Origin of the sequence: Azospirillum fermentarium, from assembly GCF_025961205.1 — a bacterium.
Taxonomy (GTDB): Bacteria; Pseudomonadota; Alphaproteobacteria; order Azospirillales; family Azospirillaceae; genus Azospirillum; species Azospirillum fermentarium.
In genome coordinates this window covers 1-20,000 of record NZ_JAOQNH010000002.1, presented here as the reverse complement: position 1 = coordinate 20,000, position 20,000 = coordinate 1, and the positions used below count along the sequence as shown (strand labels likewise).

General features: G+C 69.4%; 19 protein-coding genes and 1 riboswitch (1 of these 20 running past the window's edge). Of the genes, 7 read left to right on the top strand and 12 right to left on the bottom strand.

All coding sequences use genetic code 11. The features are described 5' to 3' along the window. The 9 genes from M2352_RS15065 to M2352_RS15025 form a co-directional block, all read right to left on the bottom strand. On the bottom strand, nt 1-1,249 hold the 5' portion of the coding sequence (locus M2352_RS15065; RefSeq protein ID WP_264665392.1) for a sensor domain-containing phosphodiesterase. Its footprint begins 404 nt before the window's first position; only the first 1,249 of its 1,653 coding nucleotides appear in the window; it begins with the start codon at nt 1,247-1,249; its stop codon lies beyond the left edge, outside the window. Between the two features lie 85 nt (nt 1,250-1,334). Continuing rightward, on the bottom strand, nt 1,335-3,032 hold the full coding sequence (locus tag M2352_RS15060) for a methyl-accepting chemotaxis protein (protein WP_264665391.1): 1,698 nt from the start codon (nt 3,030-3,032) through the stop codon (nt 1,335-1,337). Nucleotides 3,033-3,116: 84 nt separating this feature from the next. After that, entirely contained in the window at nt 3,117-4,829 is a 1,713-nt protein-coding gene (locus M2352_RS15055; RefSeq protein WP_264665390.1) for a methyl-accepting chemotaxis protein, read from the bottom strand. A gap of 363 nt (nt 4,830-5,192) precedes the next feature. Then, complete coding sequence (locus M2352_RS15050) at nt 5,193-5,846, bottom strand: pseudouridine synthase (RefSeq protein ID WP_264665389.1); 654 nt, start codon at nt 5,844-5,846, stop codon at nt 5,193-5,195. A gap of 176 nt (nt 5,847-6,022) precedes the next feature. Continuing rightward, nucleotides 6,023-6,868 carry a C40 family peptidase gene (locus M2352_RS15045; protein WP_264665388.1) on the bottom strand — a complete coding sequence of 282 codons (846 nt, stop codon included), beginning with the start codon at nt 6,866-6,868 and terminating at the stop codon, nt 6,023-6,025. Continuing rightward, the gene (locus M2352_RS15040) at nt 6,865-7,326 is read right to left on the bottom strand and encodes a MarR family transcriptional regulator (RefSeq protein WP_264665387.1); all 462 of its coding nucleotides are present in this window, start codon (nt 7,324-7,326) and stop codon (nt 6,865-6,867) included. The genes M2352_RS15045 and M2352_RS15040 overlap by 4 nt, the downstream gene beginning before the upstream one ends. Nucleotides 7,327-7,528: 202 nt before the next feature. Then, entirely contained in the window at nt 7,529-8,923 is a 1,395-nt protein-coding gene (locus tag M2352_RS15035) for a leucyl aminopeptidase family protein (RefSeq protein ID WP_264665386.1), read from the bottom strand. A gap of 39 nt (nt 8,924-8,962) precedes the next feature. Next, complete coding sequence (locus tag M2352_RS15030) at nt 8,963-9,712, bottom strand: DUF502 domain-containing protein (protein WP_264665385.1); 750 nt, start codon at nt 9,710-9,712, stop codon at nt 8,963-8,965. 104 nt (nt 9,713-9,816) lie between these two features. Continuing rightward, nucleotides 9,817-10,209, bottom strand: coding sequence for a hypothetical protein (locus M2352_RS15025; RefSeq protein ID WP_264665384.1), 393 nt, complete (start codon nt 10,207-10,209; stop codon nt 9,817-9,819). A gap of 343 nt (nt 10,210-10,552) precedes the next feature. On the opposite strand from M2352_RS15025, the gene M2352_RS15020 reads away from it, so the two are divergent. After that, nucleotides 10,553-11,281 (top strand): Crp/Fnr family transcriptional regulator, encoded by a 729-nt coding sequence (locus M2352_RS15020; protein WP_264665383.1) that lies wholly within the window; start codon nt 10,553-10,555, stop codon nt 11,279-11,281. Nucleotides 11,282-11,285: 4 nt separating this feature from the next. Here M2352_RS15020 and M2352_RS15015 read toward each other — a convergent pair whose 3' ends face one another. Both M2352_RS15015 and ispH read right to left on the bottom strand, forming a co-directional pair. After that, on the bottom strand, nt 11,286-11,789 hold the full coding sequence (locus M2352_RS15015) for a DinB family protein (RefSeq protein WP_264665382.1): 504 nt from the start codon (nt 11,787-11,789) through the stop codon (nt 11,286-11,288). Continuing rightward, a complete protein-coding gene (gene ispH / locus M2352_RS15010) occupies nt 11,786-12,769 on the bottom strand; it encodes a 4-hydroxy-3-methylbut-2-enyl diphosphate reductase (protein WP_264665381.1) in 984 nt (327 codons plus the stop codon). Before ispH ends, M2352_RS15015 begins: the two co-directional genes overlap by 4 nt. Nucleotides 12,770-12,992: 223 nt before the next feature. Between ispH and M2352_RS15005 the strand changes: the two genes are divergently transcribed. From M2352_RS15005 to gcvPB, 6 genes are all read left to right on the top strand, one after another. After that, complete coding sequence (locus M2352_RS15005; RefSeq protein WP_264665380.1) at nt 12,993-13,538, top strand: hypothetical protein; 546 nt, start codon at nt 12,993-12,995, stop codon at nt 13,536-13,538. 14 nt (nt 13,539-13,552) lie between these two features. Next, on the top strand, nt 13,553-14,515 hold the full coding sequence (locus tag M2352_RS15000) for a hypothetical protein (RefSeq protein ID WP_264665379.1): 963 nt from the start codon (nt 13,553-13,555) through the stop codon (nt 14,513-14,515). Nucleotides 14,516-14,759: 244 nt separating this feature from the next. Next, nucleotides 14,760-14,860, top strand: a riboswitch (glycine riboswitch). A 175-nt stretch (nt 14,861-15,035) separates the two neighbouring features. After that, complete coding sequence (gcvT, locus tag M2352_RS14995) at nt 15,036-16,154, top strand: glycine cleavage system aminomethyltransferase GcvT (protein ID WP_264665378.1); 1,119 nt, start codon at nt 15,036-15,038, stop codon at nt 16,152-16,154. Nucleotides 16,155-16,192: 38 nt separating this feature from the next. Continuing rightward, nucleotides 16,193-16,567, top strand: a complete 375-nt coding sequence (gene gcvH / locus M2352_RS14990; RefSeq protein ID WP_264665377.1) for a glycine cleavage system protein GcvH — start codon at nt 16,193-16,195, stop codon at nt 16,565-16,567. Next, nucleotides 16,567-17,907 carry an aminomethyl-transferring glycine dehydrogenase subunit GcvPA gene (gene gcvPA / locus M2352_RS14985; RefSeq protein WP_264665376.1) on the top strand — a complete coding sequence of 447 codons (1,341 nt, stop codon included), beginning with the start codon at nt 16,567-16,569 and terminating at the stop codon, nt 17,905-17,907. Before gcvH ends, gcvPA begins: the two co-directional genes overlap by 1 nt. A 1-nt stretch (nt 17,908) precedes the next feature. Continuing rightward, nucleotides 17,909-19,453 carry an aminomethyl-transferring glycine dehydrogenase subunit GcvPB gene (gene gcvPB, locus M2352_RS14980; protein WP_264665375.1) on the top strand — a complete coding sequence of 515 codons (1,545 nt, stop codon included), beginning with the start codon at nt 17,909-17,911 and terminating at the stop codon, nt 19,451-19,453. Nucleotides 19,454-19,521: 68 nt separating this feature from the next. Here the strand turns inward: gcvPB and M2352_RS14975 are convergent. After that, a partial coding sequence (locus M2352_RS14975) for a dihydrodipicolinate synthase family protein (protein WP_264665374.1) occupies nt 19,522-20,000 on the bottom strand: 479 nt, incomplete at its 5' end.

Here is a 20,000-nt window from a genome sequence, read left to right as displayed (position 1 = left end):
CCAGGGCGGCGGATTCCGTCACCTCGATCATCAGCTTGCGGGCCAGGGGACCATAGGAGAGCAGGATCGCCTCCAGCTGTTCCAGAAAGCGCGGGTTGTTCAGCGAGATGGGCGACAGATTGACCGATACGTCCAGGGCGCTCTGCCCCTGGCGCTGCGCGTCGGCCAGGGCGTCCAGGGCGGCACGGCAGACCAGACGGTCGAGATCGACGATCAGCCCGACCTCTTCGGCGAAGGACAGGAAGGGGCGGGGGCTGGGGGTGTTGCTCACCCTCAACAGCGCTTCGGCGATCTGGGGACGGCGGGTGATCAGGTTGATGACCGGCTGAAACACCAGTTCGAAATCGCGGGCCTCGATGACCGCGCGCGCCTGCTGCACCCGTGCGATGGTGGTGTTGAGGGTGTGGATCAGTTGCGGCCCGGCGGCGTCCAGATCCTCCGGCGCCGCCCCGGTGAACGCCTGGAGCGTGTGGGCCAGCGCGCGGGCGATATCGGTCACCGGCGCCTTGTCGCGCGGGTTCGTCCCGGCGCTTTCAGGCGCGGAGGCCGGCACCTGCCACACCTGCAAAGCGTCCTTCAGAGCGTGGGCGCCGCGGTCGGTCAGCAGCCGGCCGATGTCGCCGCGGATCTCCTCCAATGTCAGGTCTTCGGGGTGAAGGACGGCGTAGCGTTCGTCATCCACCCGCACCGCCGCATCGCCGTCGGACGACACCGACAGCAGATAGGCTTCCAACCCCTCGCGCAGCGTGGGATCGTTCAGGGTCCACGGGGCCAGCCCTTCGATCAGAATCATCGATAGGGCCTGGTTGCGCTCCACCGCGTCGCTGGCGGTCAGGCGCCCGGCCAGCGATGCGGTAAAGGCGGCGAGATCGGTCAGGCAGTGCCCCGCCGGCCGGTCGGGCGACCGGGTGGCGATGGACAGGCCGAAGAAACAACGGTCCACATAGCTGGGCAGCCGGCACCCGCCGATCAGCGACGAGAACCGCTGTCCGGCGGCGGTGCGGAACACCACGTGCGTGGGGTCCAGCTTGCCCCGTTCCATCAGCCGGTTCATCAGCAGCCGGAAATAGGTGTGTTCTTCCTCAGGGATCAGGTCGAACAGGGTTTTGCCCACCAGATCCTCGGTGGTCCGTTCGGCAAGCCCGCACCGCGCTCCGGCGGCAAAGGTGATTCGCCCACCGTTGTCGGTTTCCAGCAACAAATGAGCCGTTGCGAAGGCAAAGGCGATGAAACGGTCGCGGTCGAGCACCACTCACCCCCTTAGTGACGTCCGGCTTTCATCGAGCGGGCGGCGCTGATGATACGCTCATTGGGGGCGGGCGTCACCGGCAGCATCACGCGGCATCCAAACGGTTCGTCCGGCGGATGTCGTCGAGGAAATGCTCGACCTCGTGCTCCAGGGCTTCGGACTGGCGGACCAGCTCGTCGGCGGCGCCGGACACGATGGTGGCGGCCTGCAGCGTGCCCTGGGCGCCCACCGACACGTCGGCGATGTGGCGGCGGATCTCTTCGGTGCCGCCGGCGGCCTGCTGCACGTTGCGGCTGATCTCGGAAATGGCGGCGTGCTGTTCGTGGATCGCCGCGGCGATGGAGGAGGAGGAGTGGTGGACCTGCTGCACGGTGGAGGTGATGCTTTGGATGGTGCGGATGGCCTTTTCGGTTTCCGCCTGCACCACGCCGATCTGGGCGGCGATTTCATCGGTGGATTTGGCGGTCTGGCCCGACAGGGTTTTCACCTCGTGGGCGACGACGGCGAATCCCTTGCCGGCCTCGCCCGCACGGGCCGCCTCGATGGTGGCGTTCAGCGCCAGCAGGTTGGTCTGGGTGGCGATGTCGCGGATCAGGTCCACCACCTCGCCGATGCGGCCGGCGGCGTTGGCCAGCCCCTGGATGACGGTGTCGGTGTTGGCCACCTGTTCGGCCGCCGTGCGGGCCACGTCGGTGGAGCGTTCCACCTGCCGCCCGATCTCGTGGGAGGCGGCGTTGAGTTCCTCGGTCGCCGCGGCCACGGTCTGCACGTTGGACGAGGTTTGTTCGGTGGTGCTGGCGGCGGTGGTGCTCTGCACGCTGGTCTGCTCCGCCTCCGACGACAGGGAACCCGAAGCCATGTGCAGGTTCTCGATCTGCCGCCCGATGGTGGAGATCATGCCCTTCACCCGCGCTTCCATGGTGTCGGCCATGGCCAGCATGGCGCGCTTGCGGTCCTGGATGGCGCGGCGTTCGTGCTCTTCCTGTTCGGCGCGCATGGCATCGAAACGGCGCAGGTTGTCGCGGAACACCGCCACCGTGCGGGCCATGTCGCCCAGCTCGTCACCGCGGGTCAGGCACGGCACGTCGGCGTGGGCGTCGCCGTCGGAAATGCGCAGCATCACCGCGCGCAGGGCGGCGAAGGGACGGAAGGTCAGCGTCATAACCAGCAGGACCAGCACGGCGATAACGGCGGTGGCGGCCCCGGCGGCGATGACGATCCGCTGCTCCAGCGCCCCCACCACGGTCATGAACTGGTCCTTTTCGATGCCGACGAAGAAGATGCCGACCACCCGCCCGCTGTCGTCGCGGATGGGGTCATAGGCGGTCAGGTACTGCTTGCCCAGGATCGCCGTCTCGCCGCGGTAGGAGGTGCCGGCGCCCAGAACGGCGTCATGGACCGGCCCGGCGGCCAGCTTGGTGCCCACCGCGCGCTTGCCGTTGTTGATGATGGTGGTGGCGATGCGGGTGTCCCCCTGGAAGATGGTCGCCACCCCGCCCACGGCGGCGGTGAAGCGTTCCAGCGGCGCGTTGTCGTCGTTCAGCCGGGTGTCCCCCAGCCACAGCGCCCCGTCCTCGACGCGGAACGTGCCGCCGCGGGCCAGTGTCATTTCCCGCAGCGCACGGATGTTCTGGTCCAGCCGCTCCACCGCCTGCTGCGACAGATGGCTGGACAGGGTGGCCGACACCAGAACGGAGATCAGCGCCGACAGGGCCAGCAGGCTGATGACCGTGGTGAGCGTGACGCGGGTGGCAAGGCGGAGACGGTTGAGCAACGCGGCCATGGCGGATGGTTTCCAGACGATGAGGGCGTGGGCGGACGGGGCGGAAGAAGGACGCCGGCGTGTGTGAAAGGGGCCGGAGCGGGGTCAGGCCGTGCGGATGCCGGACAGGAAGCGGTCAACCTCCTGCCGCAGGGTCTGGGCCTGGGTGGCCAGATCCTCGATCACGCCGGTCAGGGCGTGCCCAACCTCGTCCACCTTGTGGATGGAGGAGACGACCACGCGGATGTTGTCGCTGACCGCGATGGTGCCCGCGGCGGCGCGCTGGCTGCTGGCGGCGATGTCGCGGGTGGCGGAATCCTGCTGCTCGACCGACGAGGCGATGGAGGCCAGCGCCCCGTCGATGGTCTGGATGGTGGAGGCGATGTCGTTCACCGCATCCACCGCATGGGCGGTTTCGGTGCCGATGGCGTTCACCCGGTCCATGATGTCGCGGGTGGCGGCCATGGTCTGGGAGGCGAGCTGCTTCACCTCGCCCGCCACCACGGCGAACCCCTTGCCGGCTTCCCCGGCGCGGGCGGCCTCGATGGTGGCGTTCAGCGCCAGGAGGTTGGTCTGCTCGGCGATGCCGTTGATCAGATCGACGATGCTGCCCACCTGCCGGGCGGCGTCTTCCAGCGCGCGGACCCGTTCGGCGGAACGGCTGGCGCCGGCCACCGCCTCTTTCGACACCTGGGCGGAGCGGGTGACCTCATCCCCGATGCAGCGGATGGAGGACGCCAACTGGTCGGCGGCGGCGAACACCGCCTGCACGCTGCCGCTGGCGGTGGTCGCGGCCTCCGCCGTGCGGTCGGACCGTTCGCTCGCCACATCGGCGGTCTCGGTCATGCTGCGCGCCGTGCCGTGCAGCCGCTGGGTGGAGGTGGCCAGCGTCGCCAGCACCTGGGCCACGGTTTCCTCGAACCGGCGGACCAGCCCCTCGATGCGGGTCATGCGTTCGTTGCGGGCCGCCGCCTCGCGGGCCTGTTCGCCTTCCAGACGATGCTTTTCCAGGGCGTTGGCGCGGAACACGGTCAGCGCGCGGGCCATGGCGCCGATCTCGTCACCGCGTCCGGTGCCCTCCACCGGGCAATCCAGATCACCCGCGGCCAGACGGTCCATGCTGCGGGTCATGGCCGACACCGGTCCGGTCACCAGACGGGCCAGCAGCAGCCGCACCGCCAGCATTCCCAGAACGGTCAGCCCCACACCGCCGCCCACCAGGGCCGCCAGGATGGCGAACAGCCGGTCCCGCTCCGCGCTCAGGGTCAGGCGGCTGGACAGCACGGCGATCACGTCGCCCTTTTGCAGCCCCATGGCGCCATGGCAGGAGAAGCACACCTCCTGGTCCGCGCCGGGCGTCACGCCCAGAACGATGGGCAGGGCCATGCGGTAGCTGTCCCCTTCGACCCGGCCGACCACGGTGCCGGTGCGCAGCGCCTCCTCGTCGATGGCGTCTTGGGGGCGCTTGGGCGGTGTGCCGGGAGCGCTGTCGTGCATGTAGCGGGTCACCGCCGGCGACCACGTGCTCCACAATTCGCCGGGATAGTCGCTGTTGCGCTGCTTGAACCAGTTGTTGAAGACGGAGATTCCCACATCCTCGGGATCCTCCACCCGTTTGGCCATCACGCTGACGATCAGGGCGTGGAGGGAGCCCAGTTCGTTGCGGGAGAAAGCCTCGATGTTGTGCATCATCTGCGACTGCTGGAGCCAGCCGATGGCCCCGACGGCGCCGCAGGAAAGAAACACGATGCCCACGGCCACCAGAGCCATGAACTGACGCTGAAGCGACCGGCGGCGGGGGGAGGAGAGGCTGTCCATAGCAGTGACGATCCTGATGCTGCGTGCGCTCGAGGCCACGGAAGGAGAAGGGGAACGGCGCGAGGATGAAAGGATCTTTCGCCGGGCCGGGACCGCTCACGCGGCGCGTCCTGCCGATTAGGTCAAGTCATGATCGGGTCTTGCCGGATCATAATCTGAAAAATCTTCTCATTCAGTAAGTAAATTATGAAAGAGGCTCAAAGAATTTGGTGGGGTTGATTGATTAAGCCATTCTGATTTACCTTTGTTAACCACGTCATGACATAATCAGGTAAACACTTGGTAACAATTTATTCTGTTTGCAGCCGCGGTATACGCTGATGATCTTGTGGATGCAATGGTTGTTTGAAACAAATGCCATCTTTATCGGGGGCGGGCAGGACCACCCCGGCGGCGGGGGCCGGAACGCTTGGGCGCCGGGGATGACGGGGCGGGGGAGGGCACGCGCCGGACGGCCGGGCGATCGGGGCTGGGAACGCTGATTTCCCGCCATTGGCCGGGGGCCAGCCCCTCCAATGTCCAGTCGCCCACCGACCAGCGGATCAGGCGCAGGGTGGGGAAACCGACGGCGGCGGTCATGCGGCGGACCTGCCGGTTGCGCCCTTCGGTCAGGGTCAGCGCGATCCATGATGTGGGGACGCTCAGCCGGTGGCGCACCGGCGGGTCGCGGGGCCACAGCCCTTCCGGTTCGCCCATGGGCACGGCGCGGGCGGGCAGGGTGGGGCCGTCGTTCAGCACCACCCCCGCCGACAGCCGGGCCAAAGCCTCGGCATCGGGGATACCCTCCACTTGCACCCAATAGGTCTTGGGCCGCTTGTAGCGGGGATCGGCGATGCGGGCGGTCAGGGCGCCGTCGTCGGTCAGCACCATCAGCCCTTCGCTGTCGCGGTCCAGCCGCCCGGCGGGATAGACGCCCGGCACCGGCACCAGATCGGCCAGGGTGGCGCGCCCCTGTTCCCGGTCGGTGAACTGGGGCAAAACGCCATAGGGTTTGTTGACGAGAATCACCCGGCTCATTGTTCGGCCCTCCCAGCCACACCAAAGCAGGGCATTCCGGGTGGGGGAATACCCGGATATCCACAAGGGGAATGCCCAAACGGCGGGGAGCGTAACGGGGCCGGGTTAATGCACGCTTTCGGGGCCGTGGTTTTCCAGTTGGAAATCCCAGGCGGGAAAAGCGCGGATGAGCCCGGTCACCCCAGCCGGCGCACGCCGGTGATGCCGCCGGCCCGCGCGGCCACGTCGGCCAGCGGTTCCACGGTGACGGTCATGGTGTGGGCGGTGGCGTGCAGCAGGGCCGTCCCGTCCAGCATGAAGCCCACATGGCCGGGAAAGAACAGAATGTCGCCGCGGCGGTAATCGACCCCGGCGCCGTCGGCGGACAGCCACGTCCCCACCTCCCCCCGCTGCATGTCGCTGTCGCGGGGGCAGGGAAGGCCGGCGCGGTGCAGGCCAAGCTGGACCAGCCCGGAACAGTCGATGCCCAGCGGCGTGCGCCCGCCCCACAGATAGGGAACGCCCAGCAGACGTTCGGCCACCGCCACCGGGTCCGGCTCGGTGCTGCCGACGGGGGCGAGGTGGCGGGCGAAGACCCAGCCGCCGTCGGCCAGCCGGCGGTACGCGCCCGATTCCTCCACCACCGTCACCTCGGCCCCCAGGGGCAGGGCATCGGTGACCGGCGCCTTCAGGTCGGGAAGGGGAAAGAGGAAGCTGCGCAGCGCGGTGACCACATGGGTGGCGGCGGCGGGCGCACCGGGGGTCAGGGCGGAGTCCCGCGTCCAGCCCACATAGCCGTCGCGTGCTCCCTGGCCCCAGGCCCAGCCGGCCTGACGGTCGTAGACGGTGAACCCCTCCCCATACAAAAGCTCGGAGGTCTGGCGGGCGGTCTCGTCCGGGGCTCCGCGCAGGGTGACGGTGCCGGCGGTGACATGGTGGGGCGTGCCGGGCACGAAACGGGCGGATTCCACCGCACCCCGCAGATGGGCGGCGGCGAGGTCGGGGCGCCAGGGGGTGCGGCGGGGATCGGGGGATGCCGTCATGCCGCGGAACCGGTCTCGGCCCCCATATCGGGAACGGTCCGCTGGGCCTTCAGCTCGGCCTCCAGCCGGGCCTTGGCGGCGGCGGCCATCTCCTCCTCCGCCTGGACCACGGCCATGTCGTCGGGGGCCACCGCCCCGGCGCGGATCACCAGTTCGGCGAAGTCGGACAGGAACACCGACCCGCGCACCGTGCGCTGGACCAGGACGTTGCGCTTGTCGTCCGTGTCGCGCTTGCGCTTGACGAAGCCCAGCACCGACAGCCGGTCGAGCGCGCGGGTCACGGCGGGTTTTGAAATGGACAGGATGCAGGCCAGCCCGCGCACCGTGTGCGGCGGATCGGTCAGATAGACCTGCAGCATGATCGCCATCTGGCGTGCCGACAAATCCGGCCCCGCCTGCCGCACGCTGGCGATCAGTGCCGTGCGCCACAGCCCCAACGCCTTCAGATTACGCGCCATCCCGCTCCCCCACCGGCCCTCACCAAAGCTCCGCCCCCCGGGTGGGAAGGCAGGAGCCGGCACCGGGTGCCCCGCCGGTGCCGCCGGCCACAACCGCCAGCGGATGGGGAGTGTGCCCAAGCCAAGGCCGGCGGGCAAGCATTACGCAGCCGGATCGAATCCTCCCCCCGTGGCACCGGACGCCGCGGGGGGAGTTCCGGGATCAGGGGTGGTGGGATGGGGTGCCGAAACGCCGGGCGATCACGGCATAGACCGCGCGCATCCCCAGCGCCTCTCCCCCCTCGGGCCGGCCGGGGCGGGCGGAGCCGTTCCAGGCATAGGTGTCGATGTGCGCCCACACCGTGTCCCTGGACACAAAGGATTCCAGGAACAGCGCCGCGGTGATGGCCCCGGCGAACCCGCCTGCCGGCGCGTTGTTCAGGTCGGCCACCTTGCTGTCCAGTCCCTTGCGGTAGCCCTGCCACAGGGGCAGGCGCCACAGCGGATCCGACGCCGCCTCCCCCGCCGCCAGCAGGTCGGCGGCCAGGGAGTCGTCGTTGGAAAACAGCGCCGGCAGATCCGGCCCCAGCGCCACCCGCGCCGCCCCGGTCAGGGTGGCGAAGTCGATCAGCAGGGCCGGCTTGTCCGAATCGGCCTCCGCCAGCGCGTCGCACAGGATCAGCCGCCCCTCGGCGTCGGTGTTGCCCACCTCCACCGTCAGCCCCTTGCGGGTGTGCAGCACGTCCAGCGGGCGCATGGCGTCGCCTGACACCATGTTCTCCACCGCCGGGATCAGCACGCGCAGCCGCACCGGCAGCCCGGCGGTCATCACCATGCGCGCCACGCCCAGGGCATGGGCGGCCCCGCCCATGTCCTTCTTCATCAGCATCATGCCGCTGGACGGCTTGATGTCGTAGCCGCCGGAATCGAAGCACACCCCCTTGCCCACCAGCGTGACCTTGGGGTCGGTCTTGTTGCCCCAGGTCAGGTCGATCAGCCGCGGCGGGCGGGCGCTGCCCCGGCCCACGGCATGGACGGCGGGGTAGTTGTTGGGCAGCAGCGCGTCGCCGGTGATCACGCTGACGCGCCCGTCGAATTCGGCGGCCAGCTGTTCGGCGGCGGTGGTCAGTTCCGCCGGCCCCATGTCGGCGGCGGGGGTGTTGACCAGATCGCGCACCAGATTGGTGGCGGTGCCCGCCGATTCCACCGCCGTGCGGTCGGCGTTTTCCGGCCACACCAGCAGCGGCAGCGGCGACTTGGCCTCTTTGTAGCGGGTGTAGCGGTAGCTGCCCAGGGCCCAGCCCAGGGCCAGCGCCGTGGACTCCTCCGGCTTCGGTTCGGGGTCGAGGCGGTAGAGGCCGGCGGGCAGCCTGCCCGGCAGGCCGCCCAGCCCCCACACATCGTTCAGCGTCGAAACCCCGGCCACAACCCGCGCCAGCCCGCCGCCGGGGCCGGGGATCAGGGCGGTGGTGCCGGGGGCGGCGTCGAAGCCGGTGGCCTTCAGCCACGCGGCGGTGGCGGCGGGCTGGGTGGACAGCCACTCCTCCAGCCCCGCCTTGGTCAGCGGGGTCAAGGGGACGGAATCGGTGCCGGTGCGGGCGCAAAGGGTGGGAAGCAACGGAGTTCGTCCCCTGCTGGCGGGTTGTTATGTGCCCTTCTAGGATGGCGTGCCGCCGGTCCCTTGAAAAGGGGGCTGTTCCATGTCGGTGTCCCTGGCGGGGGGGCGGGTGGCGGGGTTGGCGACGATGCCGCCCGACACCACCAGCTTCAGCCCCTCTTCCGGCGGCATGTCCAGGTGGCGCACCTCCGACCGGGGAAGCATCAGCAGATAGCCGGCGGTGGGGGGGGCGCAGGGAATGAAGACGTTGACCATCTCCTCCTCCGGGCACAGGTGCTGCACCTGGGGATGGACGGGTCCGGTGATGAAGCCCAGCGACCATACGCCGCGGCGGGGGTATTCCACCGCCACCACCTCGCGGAAGGCGGCGGACTTCTTCGCCAGCACGGTTTCCACGATCTGCTTGGTGGCGCCGTACAGGCCGCGCACCACCGGCATCCGCGCCACCACCCCTTCGCCCAGCCGCACCACCAGCCGGCCGACATAGCCGGCGGTGAAGGCGCCGATCAGCGTCAGGACCAGGAACACCACCAGAAGCCCGATGCCGGGAATGGAGAAGGGCAGGTAGTTTTCCGGGTTGTAGCGTGCCGGGATCAGCGGGCGGATCGACCCGTCGATGTAGGAGATGAACCACCACGCGATATAGATGGTGGTGGCGATGGGGGCGGTGACCAGCACGCCCGCCAGGAAATAGGCGCGCAGCCGTCCCAGCAGGCCGATGCCCCGTCCGGCGCGCGGGTGGGGCGGCGGGGCGGGCGGCGTGGGGGCGTCGGGGGCGGTCGTGGTCACGGGGGGCTTTTGCGGAAATGGGGGCCGGCGTCACGCCCCGTCGCCGGGACGATCCGCCGCAGTGTGGCCCAGAACCGCCCCCGGCTCAACCGTGATGGCCGGCCTTACCCGATCCACAGCGTGGCGAGGGTCATGGCGAAGGCCGCCGCCGCCGCGTCGATGTGGTTGGGAAACAGCGTCCAGAAGGCATGCCCGCCCGCCGCCGTGGCGTCGTCGCCGCCGTTCAGCCAGATGCCCGCGTCCTGCCCGCCGTTGACCCGTTCGGCCGCGGCCGCCGCCAGATGGGCCGATCCCACCGCCAGATAACAGAAGCGCACGAAGTCCAGAACGAAGGGCACGGCCCCGCCGGCCTGTTCCATCCGGTCCGGGCCGGTGACGGCGACCGCCGCGGCCATGGCCAGCCCGGCGGCCAGCGGAATGCCCAGCATCGACAGCAGGCGCTGCCCGTCGATGCGGATGGCGTCGGGAATGCGGGCTTGGCGCAGGGCGGTGAGCATGGCCGTCGGTGTCCTTCCGTCGCGTCGCGGTGCCGGCATGGGGCGCCGTCCGTGAGGACCGTTGTCGCCGCCGCCGGTTAACGGGGGGTTAGCATCCCCTTTTGGTCACAGCCCCTTCCCCGCATGCACCCGAGGGTGTGGCTTTCGGTTGCGGATACTTAAGCGACGTGCCTTGTTGCCGCCGCGTATCAATCAGGTATTCTGGCGGCAGCAATGCCGCCGGGACCGTCCCTCCGTAGGGGTCCGGCCATGCCCTCCTATACCGCCGTTACCACCGTTACCGCCGTGAAGCCCGCTTTCCGTGATGCCGATGCAGTTTCTTAACGGGGGAGATCGCCGCCTCGTGTCCTTGGGAAGTCCCTTCGACGGTGCCGCTGCGGCCGAGCCGCCCTCCCTGGACGGGATCGACATGCTGGAATCCCTGACGTGGGAGGAGCGTGACCGGGTGGCGGCGCTGTGCCGCTGGCAACGGTTCCGTGCCGGTGAAACCGTTCTGGACCAGGACGGCGACGGCTGCGACGTGTGCTTCGTCGTCCAGGGGGCCGTGCGGGTGGTCAGCTATTCCTATTCCGGGCGCGAGGTGTCGTTCGACGATGTGCCCGCCGGGGGCGTGGTCGGGGAAATGGCCGCCATCGACGGGCAGCCGCGCTCCGCATCGGTCGAGGCGCTGGAGACGGGCACCCTGATCGGCTTTCTGTCGGGCAGCGCCTTCCTGTCTTTGACCACCGGGCATCCGCAACTGGCGCTGGCGCTGATGCGGCGGCTGGCCAGCATGGTCCGCCGCTGCACCGAACGCATCGTCGATCTCAGCACGCTGGGGGCGGCCAACCGGGTGCAGAGCGAAATCCTGCGGCTGGCGCTGGCCCAGGGCGGGGAGCGGGGCAACACCGCGGTGATCCGCCCCATCCCGGTTCACGCCGATCTGGCCGCCCGCGTCGGCACCACGCGGGAAACCGTGGCCCGCATTCTGGGCGACATGGCCCGCGACGGATTCCTGGAACGGCGCAGCGGCGAGATGGTGGTCCACGACCTCGCCCGGCTGCGCGCGCTGGTGGAAGAGGTGCGGGGGTGACCCGTCACGCCGCCGCCGGATTGTCCCGCAGGAAATAAAGCAGGTCCAGCACCGGGGCCTCGCGCCCCAGTTGGCTCAGCAGCGTGTGGGCCTGCGCCCGGTGGTGGGTCTGGTGGTTGAAGACGTGGAGCAGCACGTGGGACAGGGTGTTGCTTTGCGGAATCCCGGCGGTGGTGCGGTAGTCCAGCGTGCCGGCCAGGGCCGTGGCGTCAAGCCCGGCCACGGTGGCGAGGATGCGTTCGTCCGCCGCCTCCCGCGCCGCGCGCAGGGCGTCAAGGGTGCCGTGCAGGATGGTGTTCAGGGCCGTGGGGTTCGGCCCCTCGCCCGTGATCCGCCGCAGCCAGATGCAATCGGCCACGAGGATGTGGTTGAGCGTGCCGCACAGCGACCCGAAGAAGGCGCCCATGGGCCGGGTGAACGCCTCCTCCCCCGCCGCCGCCACGCACTCATAGAGGCGGCGGTTGGCCCATCGGTTGTAGCGGGCCAGCATCTGGATATGATCCTTCATGACGCGGAAGCCTCCGTCGGTTTGGCGTCGGTGAGCGCGGGGGGCAGCTTGAACACGATGTCCTCGTGGGCGGTGCGCACCTCGTCCACCGTCACGGTGTAGCGGCTGGCGGCGGCGGCGATCACCTCCTCCACCAGCACCTCGGGTGCGGAGGCCCCGGCGGTGATGCCCAGCCGCGCCACACCGGCCAGATCCGCCCAGTCGATGTCGGCGGCGCGCTGCACCAGTTGCGCCCGCGTGCACCCGGCCCCTTTCGCCACCTCCACCAGCCGCTTGGAGTTGGAGGAGTTGGGCGCGCCGAGCACCAGCAGCGCCTCCACTTGGGGGGCGATGGCCTTCACCGCCAGCTGCCGGTTGGTGGTGGCGTAGCAGATGTCCTCCCGCCGCGGCCCGGCGATGGCAGGAAAGCGCTGCTGGAGGGCGGCCAGGATGCCCGCCGTCTCGTCCACTGACAAGGTGGTCTGGGTGGCATAGGCCAGGTTGGCGGGGTCGTCCACGGCCAGCCGGGCCACGTCCTCTACCGTTTCCACCAGCAGCACGGCCCCGTCGGGCAATTGGCCCATGGTGCCGATCACCTCCGGGTGGCCGGCGTGGCCGATCAGGATCACCTGCCGCCCCTCGGCGTGGTGGCGTTCGGTTTCGCGGTGGACCTTGCTGACCAGCGGACAGGTGGCGTCCAGATAGAACAGCCCGCGTGCGGTGGCCGCCGCCGGCACCGATTTCGGCACCCCGTGGGCGGAAAAGATCACCGGCACCCCGTCGGGCACCTGATCCAGCTCATCGACGAACACCGCGCCCTTGGCCTCCAGGCTCTGGACCACGAAGCGGTTGTGAACGATCTCGTGCCGCACATAGACGGGGGGGCCGAAACGGTCCAGCGCCGCCTCCACGATCTGGATGGCCCGGTCCACCCCGGCGCAGAATCCGCGGGGTGCGGCCAGCAGGATGGTCAGGGGCGGTTTGGCGGGGGTGTGGTGCATGGCTGTTCTGTTCCCGAGAGCGTTCTATTCCAAGGGTCCGGGTTGTCCCGCCGGTGCGCTTGCCGCATCCTGTGGGCAGACCCCTCGTGCTTGTCTGAAGCGTGGCGGTTCTCTACAGTCCGCCCGTGACGATACCGACACACTGACGACACCCAACAGACCGGATGGTTCGCCGATGCCTCGCCTGGACGGTAATACAGCTTCCCTTGCCCGCAAAGCTCTGATGGGGACGGCGCTGCTGGCCCTGGCCGGGTGCGGCGGCGGCGGGTTCTTCAGCGGCAAGACAGCGGAGGAAAAGGCCAAGGACGCCGCCTTTGCCTGCCCCCGCGTCGGCATCGTACGCGAATTGTCCGAGGTGGTGCAGTTCCGCCCCGGCAAGGGGCGGGAGCCGGGCGACGTCGTGTCCCATGGCGTGCTCAGCGATTACAACGGCAATTGCGAATACCGGGACGACGGCGTGACGGTGAACGTCGCCGTGACCCTGCTGGCCGAACGCGGCCCCGCCCTGGCCGGATCGCAGGCCAAATACCGCTATTTCGTCGCCGTGGTCCCGCCGGGGGCGGAGCCGACCGGCGGCAGCAAGCGGGAATTCGACACCACCGTCGATTTCGCGTCCGGCCAGACCCGCGCCGGCAACCGCGAGGAACTGTCCCAGACCATCCCCCTGCCCAAGGACGCCAACGCCAAGGACTGGCGGATCTACATCGGCTTCCAGCTCAGCAACGAGGAACTGGCCTTCAACCGCGCCGCCCTGGTGCGCAGCAAGTAAGGACGGGGAACGGAATGCCCGTGGGGGATTTCGACGGCGTTCTGGCCGTGACGGCGGCGGACGCCGGCTATTTCGGGCTGTTGCGCGACCTGATGGACAGCCTGGACGGCGCCGGGCTTCCCCTGGGCATCTTCGACGTGGGGCTGACGCCCGACCAGCGCGGCTGGCTGGAGGCGCGCGGCTGCACGCTGGTCATCCCCGGCTGGGACGTGGATTTTCCCGGCCGGGATCGGATGCCCAGCCATTACCGCTCCCTGGCGTCGCGGCCCCATGTGCCGCGGCATTTCCCCGGTTACGACATCTATCTGTGGCTGGATTCCGACCTGTGGGTCCAGGATCAGGCGGTGCTGCGCTGGTATGTGGACGCCGCCCGCCGCGGCAACCTTGCCATCGTGCCGGAACTGGACCGCAGCTATTGGACCGTGCGCAAGCCGCCCAAGCTGTGGGGCCAGAACCAGAAGGCGTTCGCCTGGAGCTATGGCGTGCGCGCCGGCTACCGCCTGGGCCGCAACCCGATCCTGAACGGCGGTGCCTGGGCGCTGCGGGCCGGCGCCCCCCATTGGGACGCCTGGGCCAAGGCGCACGACGAGGCGCTGAACCGCCGCTCGTGGTGGCGCCGCCCCTCCGGCCCGCAGAATTTCTATATGTGCCTGTCGGAACAGACGGCGCTGAACAAGGTGGTGTACGGCGGCCGCCTGCCCACTACCTTCCTGCCGGCGCTGGCCAACTGGTTCTGCGGCAAGGGCGCGCCGTGGTGGGACGCCGAACGGCGGGTGCTGGTGGAACCCAACGCCCCGTACACCCCGCTGGGCATCGTGCATCTGGCCGGGGCGGGGATGAAAACCCGCGTGTGGGATCTGACCGTGCTGCAGGGCGGCACCCTGACCACCGTGCTGTCGCGCAGTGCCGTGCGGGAGAGTGCGGGGCTGACGGCCCGGCCCGGCGCGGAATCAGTCGGGCTGGAACCCGTGGGGTGAGCGCAGGTACGGCTCGTCCAGTTTTGCGTCGATTCGTGCCATGAGTTCCCGGATCTGAGCCAGCATCATCATGGTTTCCTCAGCCTCGCGGTGCCGGCGGCCATGGTACTGCCTGCACGAATTCATAAGTATGATGCACGCGACCAGCCGGCCCCTGTCCACCCGCCCCGGTGGTGATGCGAAGCCGCCCGGCCGATTGCCGTTGACTTTGCCCCCGCCGGGCTTAGGGTAGGGGCACAGCCGACGACCCCTCGCGGGAGAGACCGTCCAGCCAGACATGGCCGGGGCGGCGCCGAAGGAGCAACCGCCCCGGAAACTCTCAGGCAAAAGGACCGCAGGGAAAGGCACTCTGGAAAGCGGACGCGTCCTCATAAGGGCGTTTCCCACCGAAGGAGTAAGCCGGACGCGCCCGTGCCCCGCACGGAGTTTCCGGTGAATCTCTCAGGTCCAAGACAGAGGGGCACCCAATCCCACCGGGATATCCCCGCGTGGGAGGTGACCCTTTGCCGGAGGACCGCCCGTGGCCGATCACGACCCCGCCACCCCGCTTAAAAGCACCCCCCTTCACGCGCTCCATGTGGAGTTGAAGGCCCGCATGGTGCCCTTTGCCGGCTATGACATGCCGGTGCAGTACCCCGCCGGCATCCTGAAGGAACATCTGCACACCCGCGCCCGCGCCGGGCTGTTCGACGTGTCCCACATGGGGCAGGTGCGGCTGGTGGGCGATGACCCGGCGGCGGCGCTGGAAACCCTGGTGCCCGGCGACATCCGCGGCCTGGGACAGGGCCGCATGCGCTACACCCTGTTCACCAACGACCAGGGCGGCATTCTCGACGACCTGATGGTCACCAACGCCGGCGATCATCTGTTCCTCGTGGTCAACGCCGCCTGCAAGGAGCAGGACATCGCCCACCTGACCAACGCCCTGAAGGGCAAGGTGGATGTGGAGCCGCTGCCCGACGCGGCCCTGATGGCGCTCCAGGGGCCGGAGGCCGCCGCCGTGCTGGCCCGCTTCATCCCCGAAGCCGCCACTATGAAATTCATGAGCCTGCTGCCGGCCACCTTCAAGGGCATCCCCGTGCTCATCACCCGCTCCGGCTACACGGGTGAGGACGGGTACGAGATCTCCTGCGCCTCGGCCGACGCCGAGGCCATCGCCCGCGCCCTGCTGGCCGAGGACGGGGTGGAGGCCATCGGCCTGGGTGCCCGCGATTCCCTGCGGCTGGAAGCCGGTCTGTGCCTGTACGGCCACGACATCACCACCACCACCACCCCGGTGGAAGCGGCGCTGGAATGGACTCTTCCGAAGCGCCGCCGTGCCGAGGGCGGCTTCCCCGGTGCGGGCATCATCCTGAAGCAGCTGGCCGAGGGGGCCACCCGCCGCCGCGTCGGCCTGCGCCCCGACGGCCGTCAGCCCGCCCGTGAACACACCGGGATCCAGGACGCCGCCGGCACCACCATCGGCGAGATCACCAGCGGCGGCTTCGGCCCCACGGCCAACGGCCCCGTCGCCATGGGCTATGTGGACATCGCCCACGCCGCCCCCGGCACCGCCCTGACGCTGAACGTGCGCGGCAAGCCGCTGCCGGCCCGCGTGGCGCCCACCCCCTTCGTGCCCCAGCGCTATTACCGGGGCTGAGCCTCTTTTCCTCCCATTTTTTGTCAAGGATACCCCCCATGACCGTGAAGTACACCAAGGACCACGAGTGGATTAAGGTGGACGGCACCACCGGCACCGTCGGCATCAGCGACTACGCCCAGAGCCAGCTTGGCGACGTGGTGTTCGTGGAACTGCCCGAGGTGGGCCGCGAACTGACCCAGGGCGGCGAATCCGCCGTGGTCGAATCGGTCAAGGCCGCGTCGGAGGTCTATGCCCCCGTCGCCGGTACCGTCACCGCCGCCAACGAGGCGCTGGTGGACGAACCGGCCCTGGTGAACTCCGCCGCCCAGACCGGCGGCTGGTTCTATCAGATCACCATCGCCGACCCGTCGCAGCTTGACGGGCTGATGGATGAGGACGCGTACAAGGCGTATGTGGAAGGGCTGGCCTGATGCGTTACCTGCCCCTGACCGAGGCCGACCGCGCGGAGATGCTGTCCGTCATCGGCGCGCCGTCGGTGGACGCGCTGTTCCGCGACGTGCCCGATGCGGCGCACCTTTCCGGCCCCATTCAGGGGCTGCCCAACCACATGGGCGAACTGGCGGTCGAGCGCACGCTGGCCGCCATGGCGGCGAAGAACGTGGCCGCCGGCTCGGTGCCCTTCTTCCTGGGCGCCGGCGCCTACCGTCACCATGTGCCGGCGACGGTGGATTACATGGTGCAGCGCGGTGAGTTCCTCACCGCCTACACCCCCTATCAGCCCGAGGTGAGCCAGGGCACGCTGCAGGTTCTGTTCGAGTTCCAGAGCCAGGTGGCGCTGCTGACCGGCATGGACGTGGCCAACGCCTCCATGTACGACGGGGCGACCGCCTGCGCCGAGGCGGTGATGATGGCCAACCGCGTCACCCGGCGGAAGAAGGCCATCCTGTCCGGTGGCCTGCACCCCCATTACCGCGACACCACCACCACCGACGCCCATTTCATCGGTTTCGACACCGCGGTCCAGCCCGCCGATCCGCTGGGCACCGAGGATCTGGAAGCGCTGGTGGATTCCGACACCGCCTGCGTGGTGGTGCAGAACCCCAGCGTCTTCGGTCACGTCCGCGACCTGTCCGCCCTGTCCGCCGCCTGCAAGGCCAAGGGTGCGCTGCTGATCGTGGTGGTGACCGAGGTGGTGTCGCTCGGCCTGCTGCCCGCCCCCGGCGCCATGGGTGCCGACGTGGTGGTGGCGGAAGGCCAGTCGCTGGGCAACCCGCTGACCTTCGGCGGCCCCTACGTCGGCCTGTTCGCGGTGAAGGACAAGTACGTCCGCCAGATGCCGGGCCGCCTGTGCGGCCAGACCGTGGACGCCGACGGCAAGCGCGGCTTCGTGCTGACGCTGTCCACCCGCGAGCAGCACATCCGCCGCGAAAAGGCCACGTCGAACATCTGCACCAACGCCGGCCTGTGCGCGCTGGCCTTCTCCATCCACCTGTCGCTGCTGGGCGAGGCGGGCTTCACCAAGCTGGCGCGCCTGAACCACGCCACCGCCGTGCAACTGGCGGACAAGCTGGCCGCGGTGAAGGGGGTGGAGGTGCTGAACAGCGGCTTCTTCAACGAATTCACCGTCCGCCTGTCCCGCCCGGCGGCGGATGTGGTGGAACAGTTGGCCGCCCGCGGCATCCTGGCCGGTGTGCCGGTGTCGCGCCTGTTCGCCGGTGAACACCCCGACCTGCTGCTGGTCGCCGCCACCGAAACCACCACCGCGTCCGACATCGACGCGCTCGCTGCCGCCCTGGCGGAGGTTCTGTGACATGAATAACCAAGGACGGCCGACCACCCCGGCGGCGGAAACCCCGGCGGACGCCCCCGTGGACTCCGGCGCCACCATCTCCGGCAACCGCGGCCTGCAGATCGAAGAGGCGCTGATCTTCGAACAGGACAGCGTGGGCCAGTGCGGCGTCGATCTGCCCGACGTGCCCGACGTGGCCTTTCGTCTGGGCGGCATCGCCCCGCGGGAGCGGGTGGGCCTGCCGGGTCTGGCGGAACCCACCGTGGTCCGCCACTACACCCGCCTGTCGCAGAAGAACTATTCCATCGACACCGGCTTCTACCCGCTGGGGTCGTGCACCATGAAGCACAACCCGCGGCTGAACGAGAAGATGGCCCGCCTGCCGGGCTTCGCCGACGTCCACCCGCTCCAGCCCGAAAGCACGGTGCAGGGCGCGCTGGAGTTGATGCACACCCTGGCCCATTGGCTGACCACGCTGACCGGCATGGCCGGCGTGACGCTGGCGCCCGCCGCCGGGGCCCATGGTGAAATGGCCGGGATGATGGCCATCCGCGCCGCGCTGGAACACCGGGGCGAAGCCGCCCGCACCCGCGTGCTGGTGCCCGAAAGCGCCCACGGCACCAACCCCGCCACCGCCGCGGCCCTGGGCTTCACCGTCGATCCCATCCCCGCCACCGCCGACGGGCGCGTGGATCTGGCAGCATTGACGGCCAAGCTCGGCCCCGACGTGGCCGGCATCATGCTGACCAACCCCAACACCTGCGGCCTGTTCGAACGCGACATCCGCGCCATCGCCGACGCGGTGCACGGGGCCGGGGGGTATTTCTACTGCGACGGTGCCAACTTCAACGCCATCGTCGGCCGGGTCCGCCCCGCCGACCTGGGCGTCGATGCCATGCACATCAACCTGCACAAGACCTTCTCCACCCCCCACGGCGGCGGCGGTCCGGGGTCGGGTCCGGTGGTCTTCTCCGAAGCACTCGCCCCCTTCGCGCCGGTGCCCTACGTGGTGGTGGAGAACGGCGCCCTGCGTCTGGTGGAGCACACCGACGGCACCGGCAGCTATGGCCGCATGAAGGCGTTCCACGGCCAGATGGGCATGTTCGTCCGCGCTCTCGCCTACATGCTCAGTCACGGCGCCGACGGGCTGTGGCAGGCGGCGGGCGACGCGGTGCTCAACGCCAACTACGTCATGGCCCGCCTGTCGTCGGTGATGACGCCCTCGTTCGATGGGCCGTGCATGCACGAATGCCTGTTCGACGACCGCTTCCTGAAGGGCACCGGCGTCACCACCCTCGACATCGCCAAGGCCCTGATCGACGAGGGCTTCCACCCCATGACCATGTACTTCCCCCTGGTGGTCCATGGCGCCCTGCTGATCGAGCCGACCGAAACCGAGCCGAAAGCCAACCTGGACCAGTTCATCGCCACCCTGACCGGGCTGGCCGAACGCGCCAAGGCCGGCGACGTGGCCCACTTCCAGGCGGCCCCGCGCTTCACCCCGCGGCGCCGGCTGGATGAAACGGCGGCGGCGCGGAAGCCCGTCCTGCGCTGGGCGGCGGAGTAAAGGGAAAAGCCGAGGGGTTCTACCCCTCGGCACTCCCCGGCAGGGGCCAAACGGCCCCTGCACCCCGATTACCCCATCATCCCATCCAGCCGGGCCGCCAAAGCCTCGCTGATGGGCGTCATTGGCAACCGCACCTCCGCGCTGTCGATCAGCCCGGCCCGCCACAGCCAATGCTTGATCGGCGACGGACTCGGCTCCGCGAACAGCGCCTGCGGCACCGTCACCAGCCGGTCCCACACCGCCCGCGCCGCCACCAGATCCCCCGCGGTCACCAGCCGCCGCACCAGCGCGAAATCCGCCGTGCGCACATGGGCCGAGGCCATGATCCCGCCGTCGCCCCCATGGGCCAGCAGGGTGAAGAACAGCGCATCCTCCCCCGTCATCACCGAAAACCCCGCGGGCCGGTCCCGCAGCAGTGCCAGCGATTGCCCCAGATCGGCGCAGCAATCCTTCACACCCACGATCCGCGGATGCTCGGCCAGCCGCAGCAGCGTATCGTTGCTCATGTTCACGCCGGTGCGGTAGGGGATGTTGTAGACCACGATCG

Bases quoted from the DNA above. Each gene is read 5' to 3' on its own strand.
- M2352_RS15050 (WP_264665389.1), bottom strand. From the start codon at position 5,846: ATGAGCCGGGTGATTCTCGTCAACAAACCCTATGGCGTTTTGCCCCAG.
- M2352_RS15000 (WP_264665379.1), top strand. From the start codon at position 13,553: ATGCCCGTGGGGGATTTCGACGGCGTTCTGGCCGTGACGGCGGCGGAC.
- M2352_RS15045 (WP_264665388.1), bottom strand. From the start codon at position 6,868: ATGACGGCATCCCCCGATCCCCGCCGCACCCCCTGGCGCCCCGACCTC.
- gcvPA (WP_264665376.1), top strand. From the start codon at position 16,567: ATGCGTTACCTGCCCCTGACCGAGGCCGACCGCGCGGAGATGCTGTCC.
- M2352_RS15055 (WP_264665390.1), bottom strand. From the start codon at position 4,829: ATGGACAGCCTCTCCTCCCCCCGCCGCCGGTCGCTTCAGCGTCAGTTC.
- M2352_RS15015 (WP_264665382.1), bottom strand. From the start codon at position 11,789: ATGAAGGATCATATCCAGATGCTGGCCCGCTACAACCGATGGGCCAAC.
- M2352_RS15040 (WP_264665387.1), bottom strand. From the start codon at position 7,326: ATGGCGCGTAATCTGAAGGCGTTGGGGCTGTGGCGCACGGCACTGATC.
- M2352_RS15005 (WP_264665380.1), top strand. From the start codon at position 12,993: ATGGGGACGGCGCTGCTGGCCCTGGCCGGGTGCGGCGGCGGCGGGTTC.
- ispH (WP_264665381.1), bottom strand. From the start codon at position 12,769: ATGCACCACACCCCCGCCAAACCGCCCCTGACCATCCTGCTGGCCGCA.
- gcvH (WP_264665377.1), top strand. From the start codon at position 16,193: ATGACCGTGAAGTACACCAAGGACCACGAGTGGATTAAGGTGGACGGC.
- M2352_RS15060 (WP_264665391.1), bottom strand. From the start codon at position 3,032: ATGGCCGCGTTGCTCAACCGTCTCCGCCTTGCCACCCGCGTCACGCTC.
- M2352_RS15025 (WP_264665384.1), bottom strand. From the start codon at position 10,209: ATGCTCACCGCCCTGCGCCAAGCCCGCATTCCCGACGCCATCCGCATC.
- gcvPB (WP_264665375.1), top strand. From the start codon at position 17,909: ATGAATAACCAAGGACGGCCGACCACCCCGGCGGCGGAAACCCCGGCG.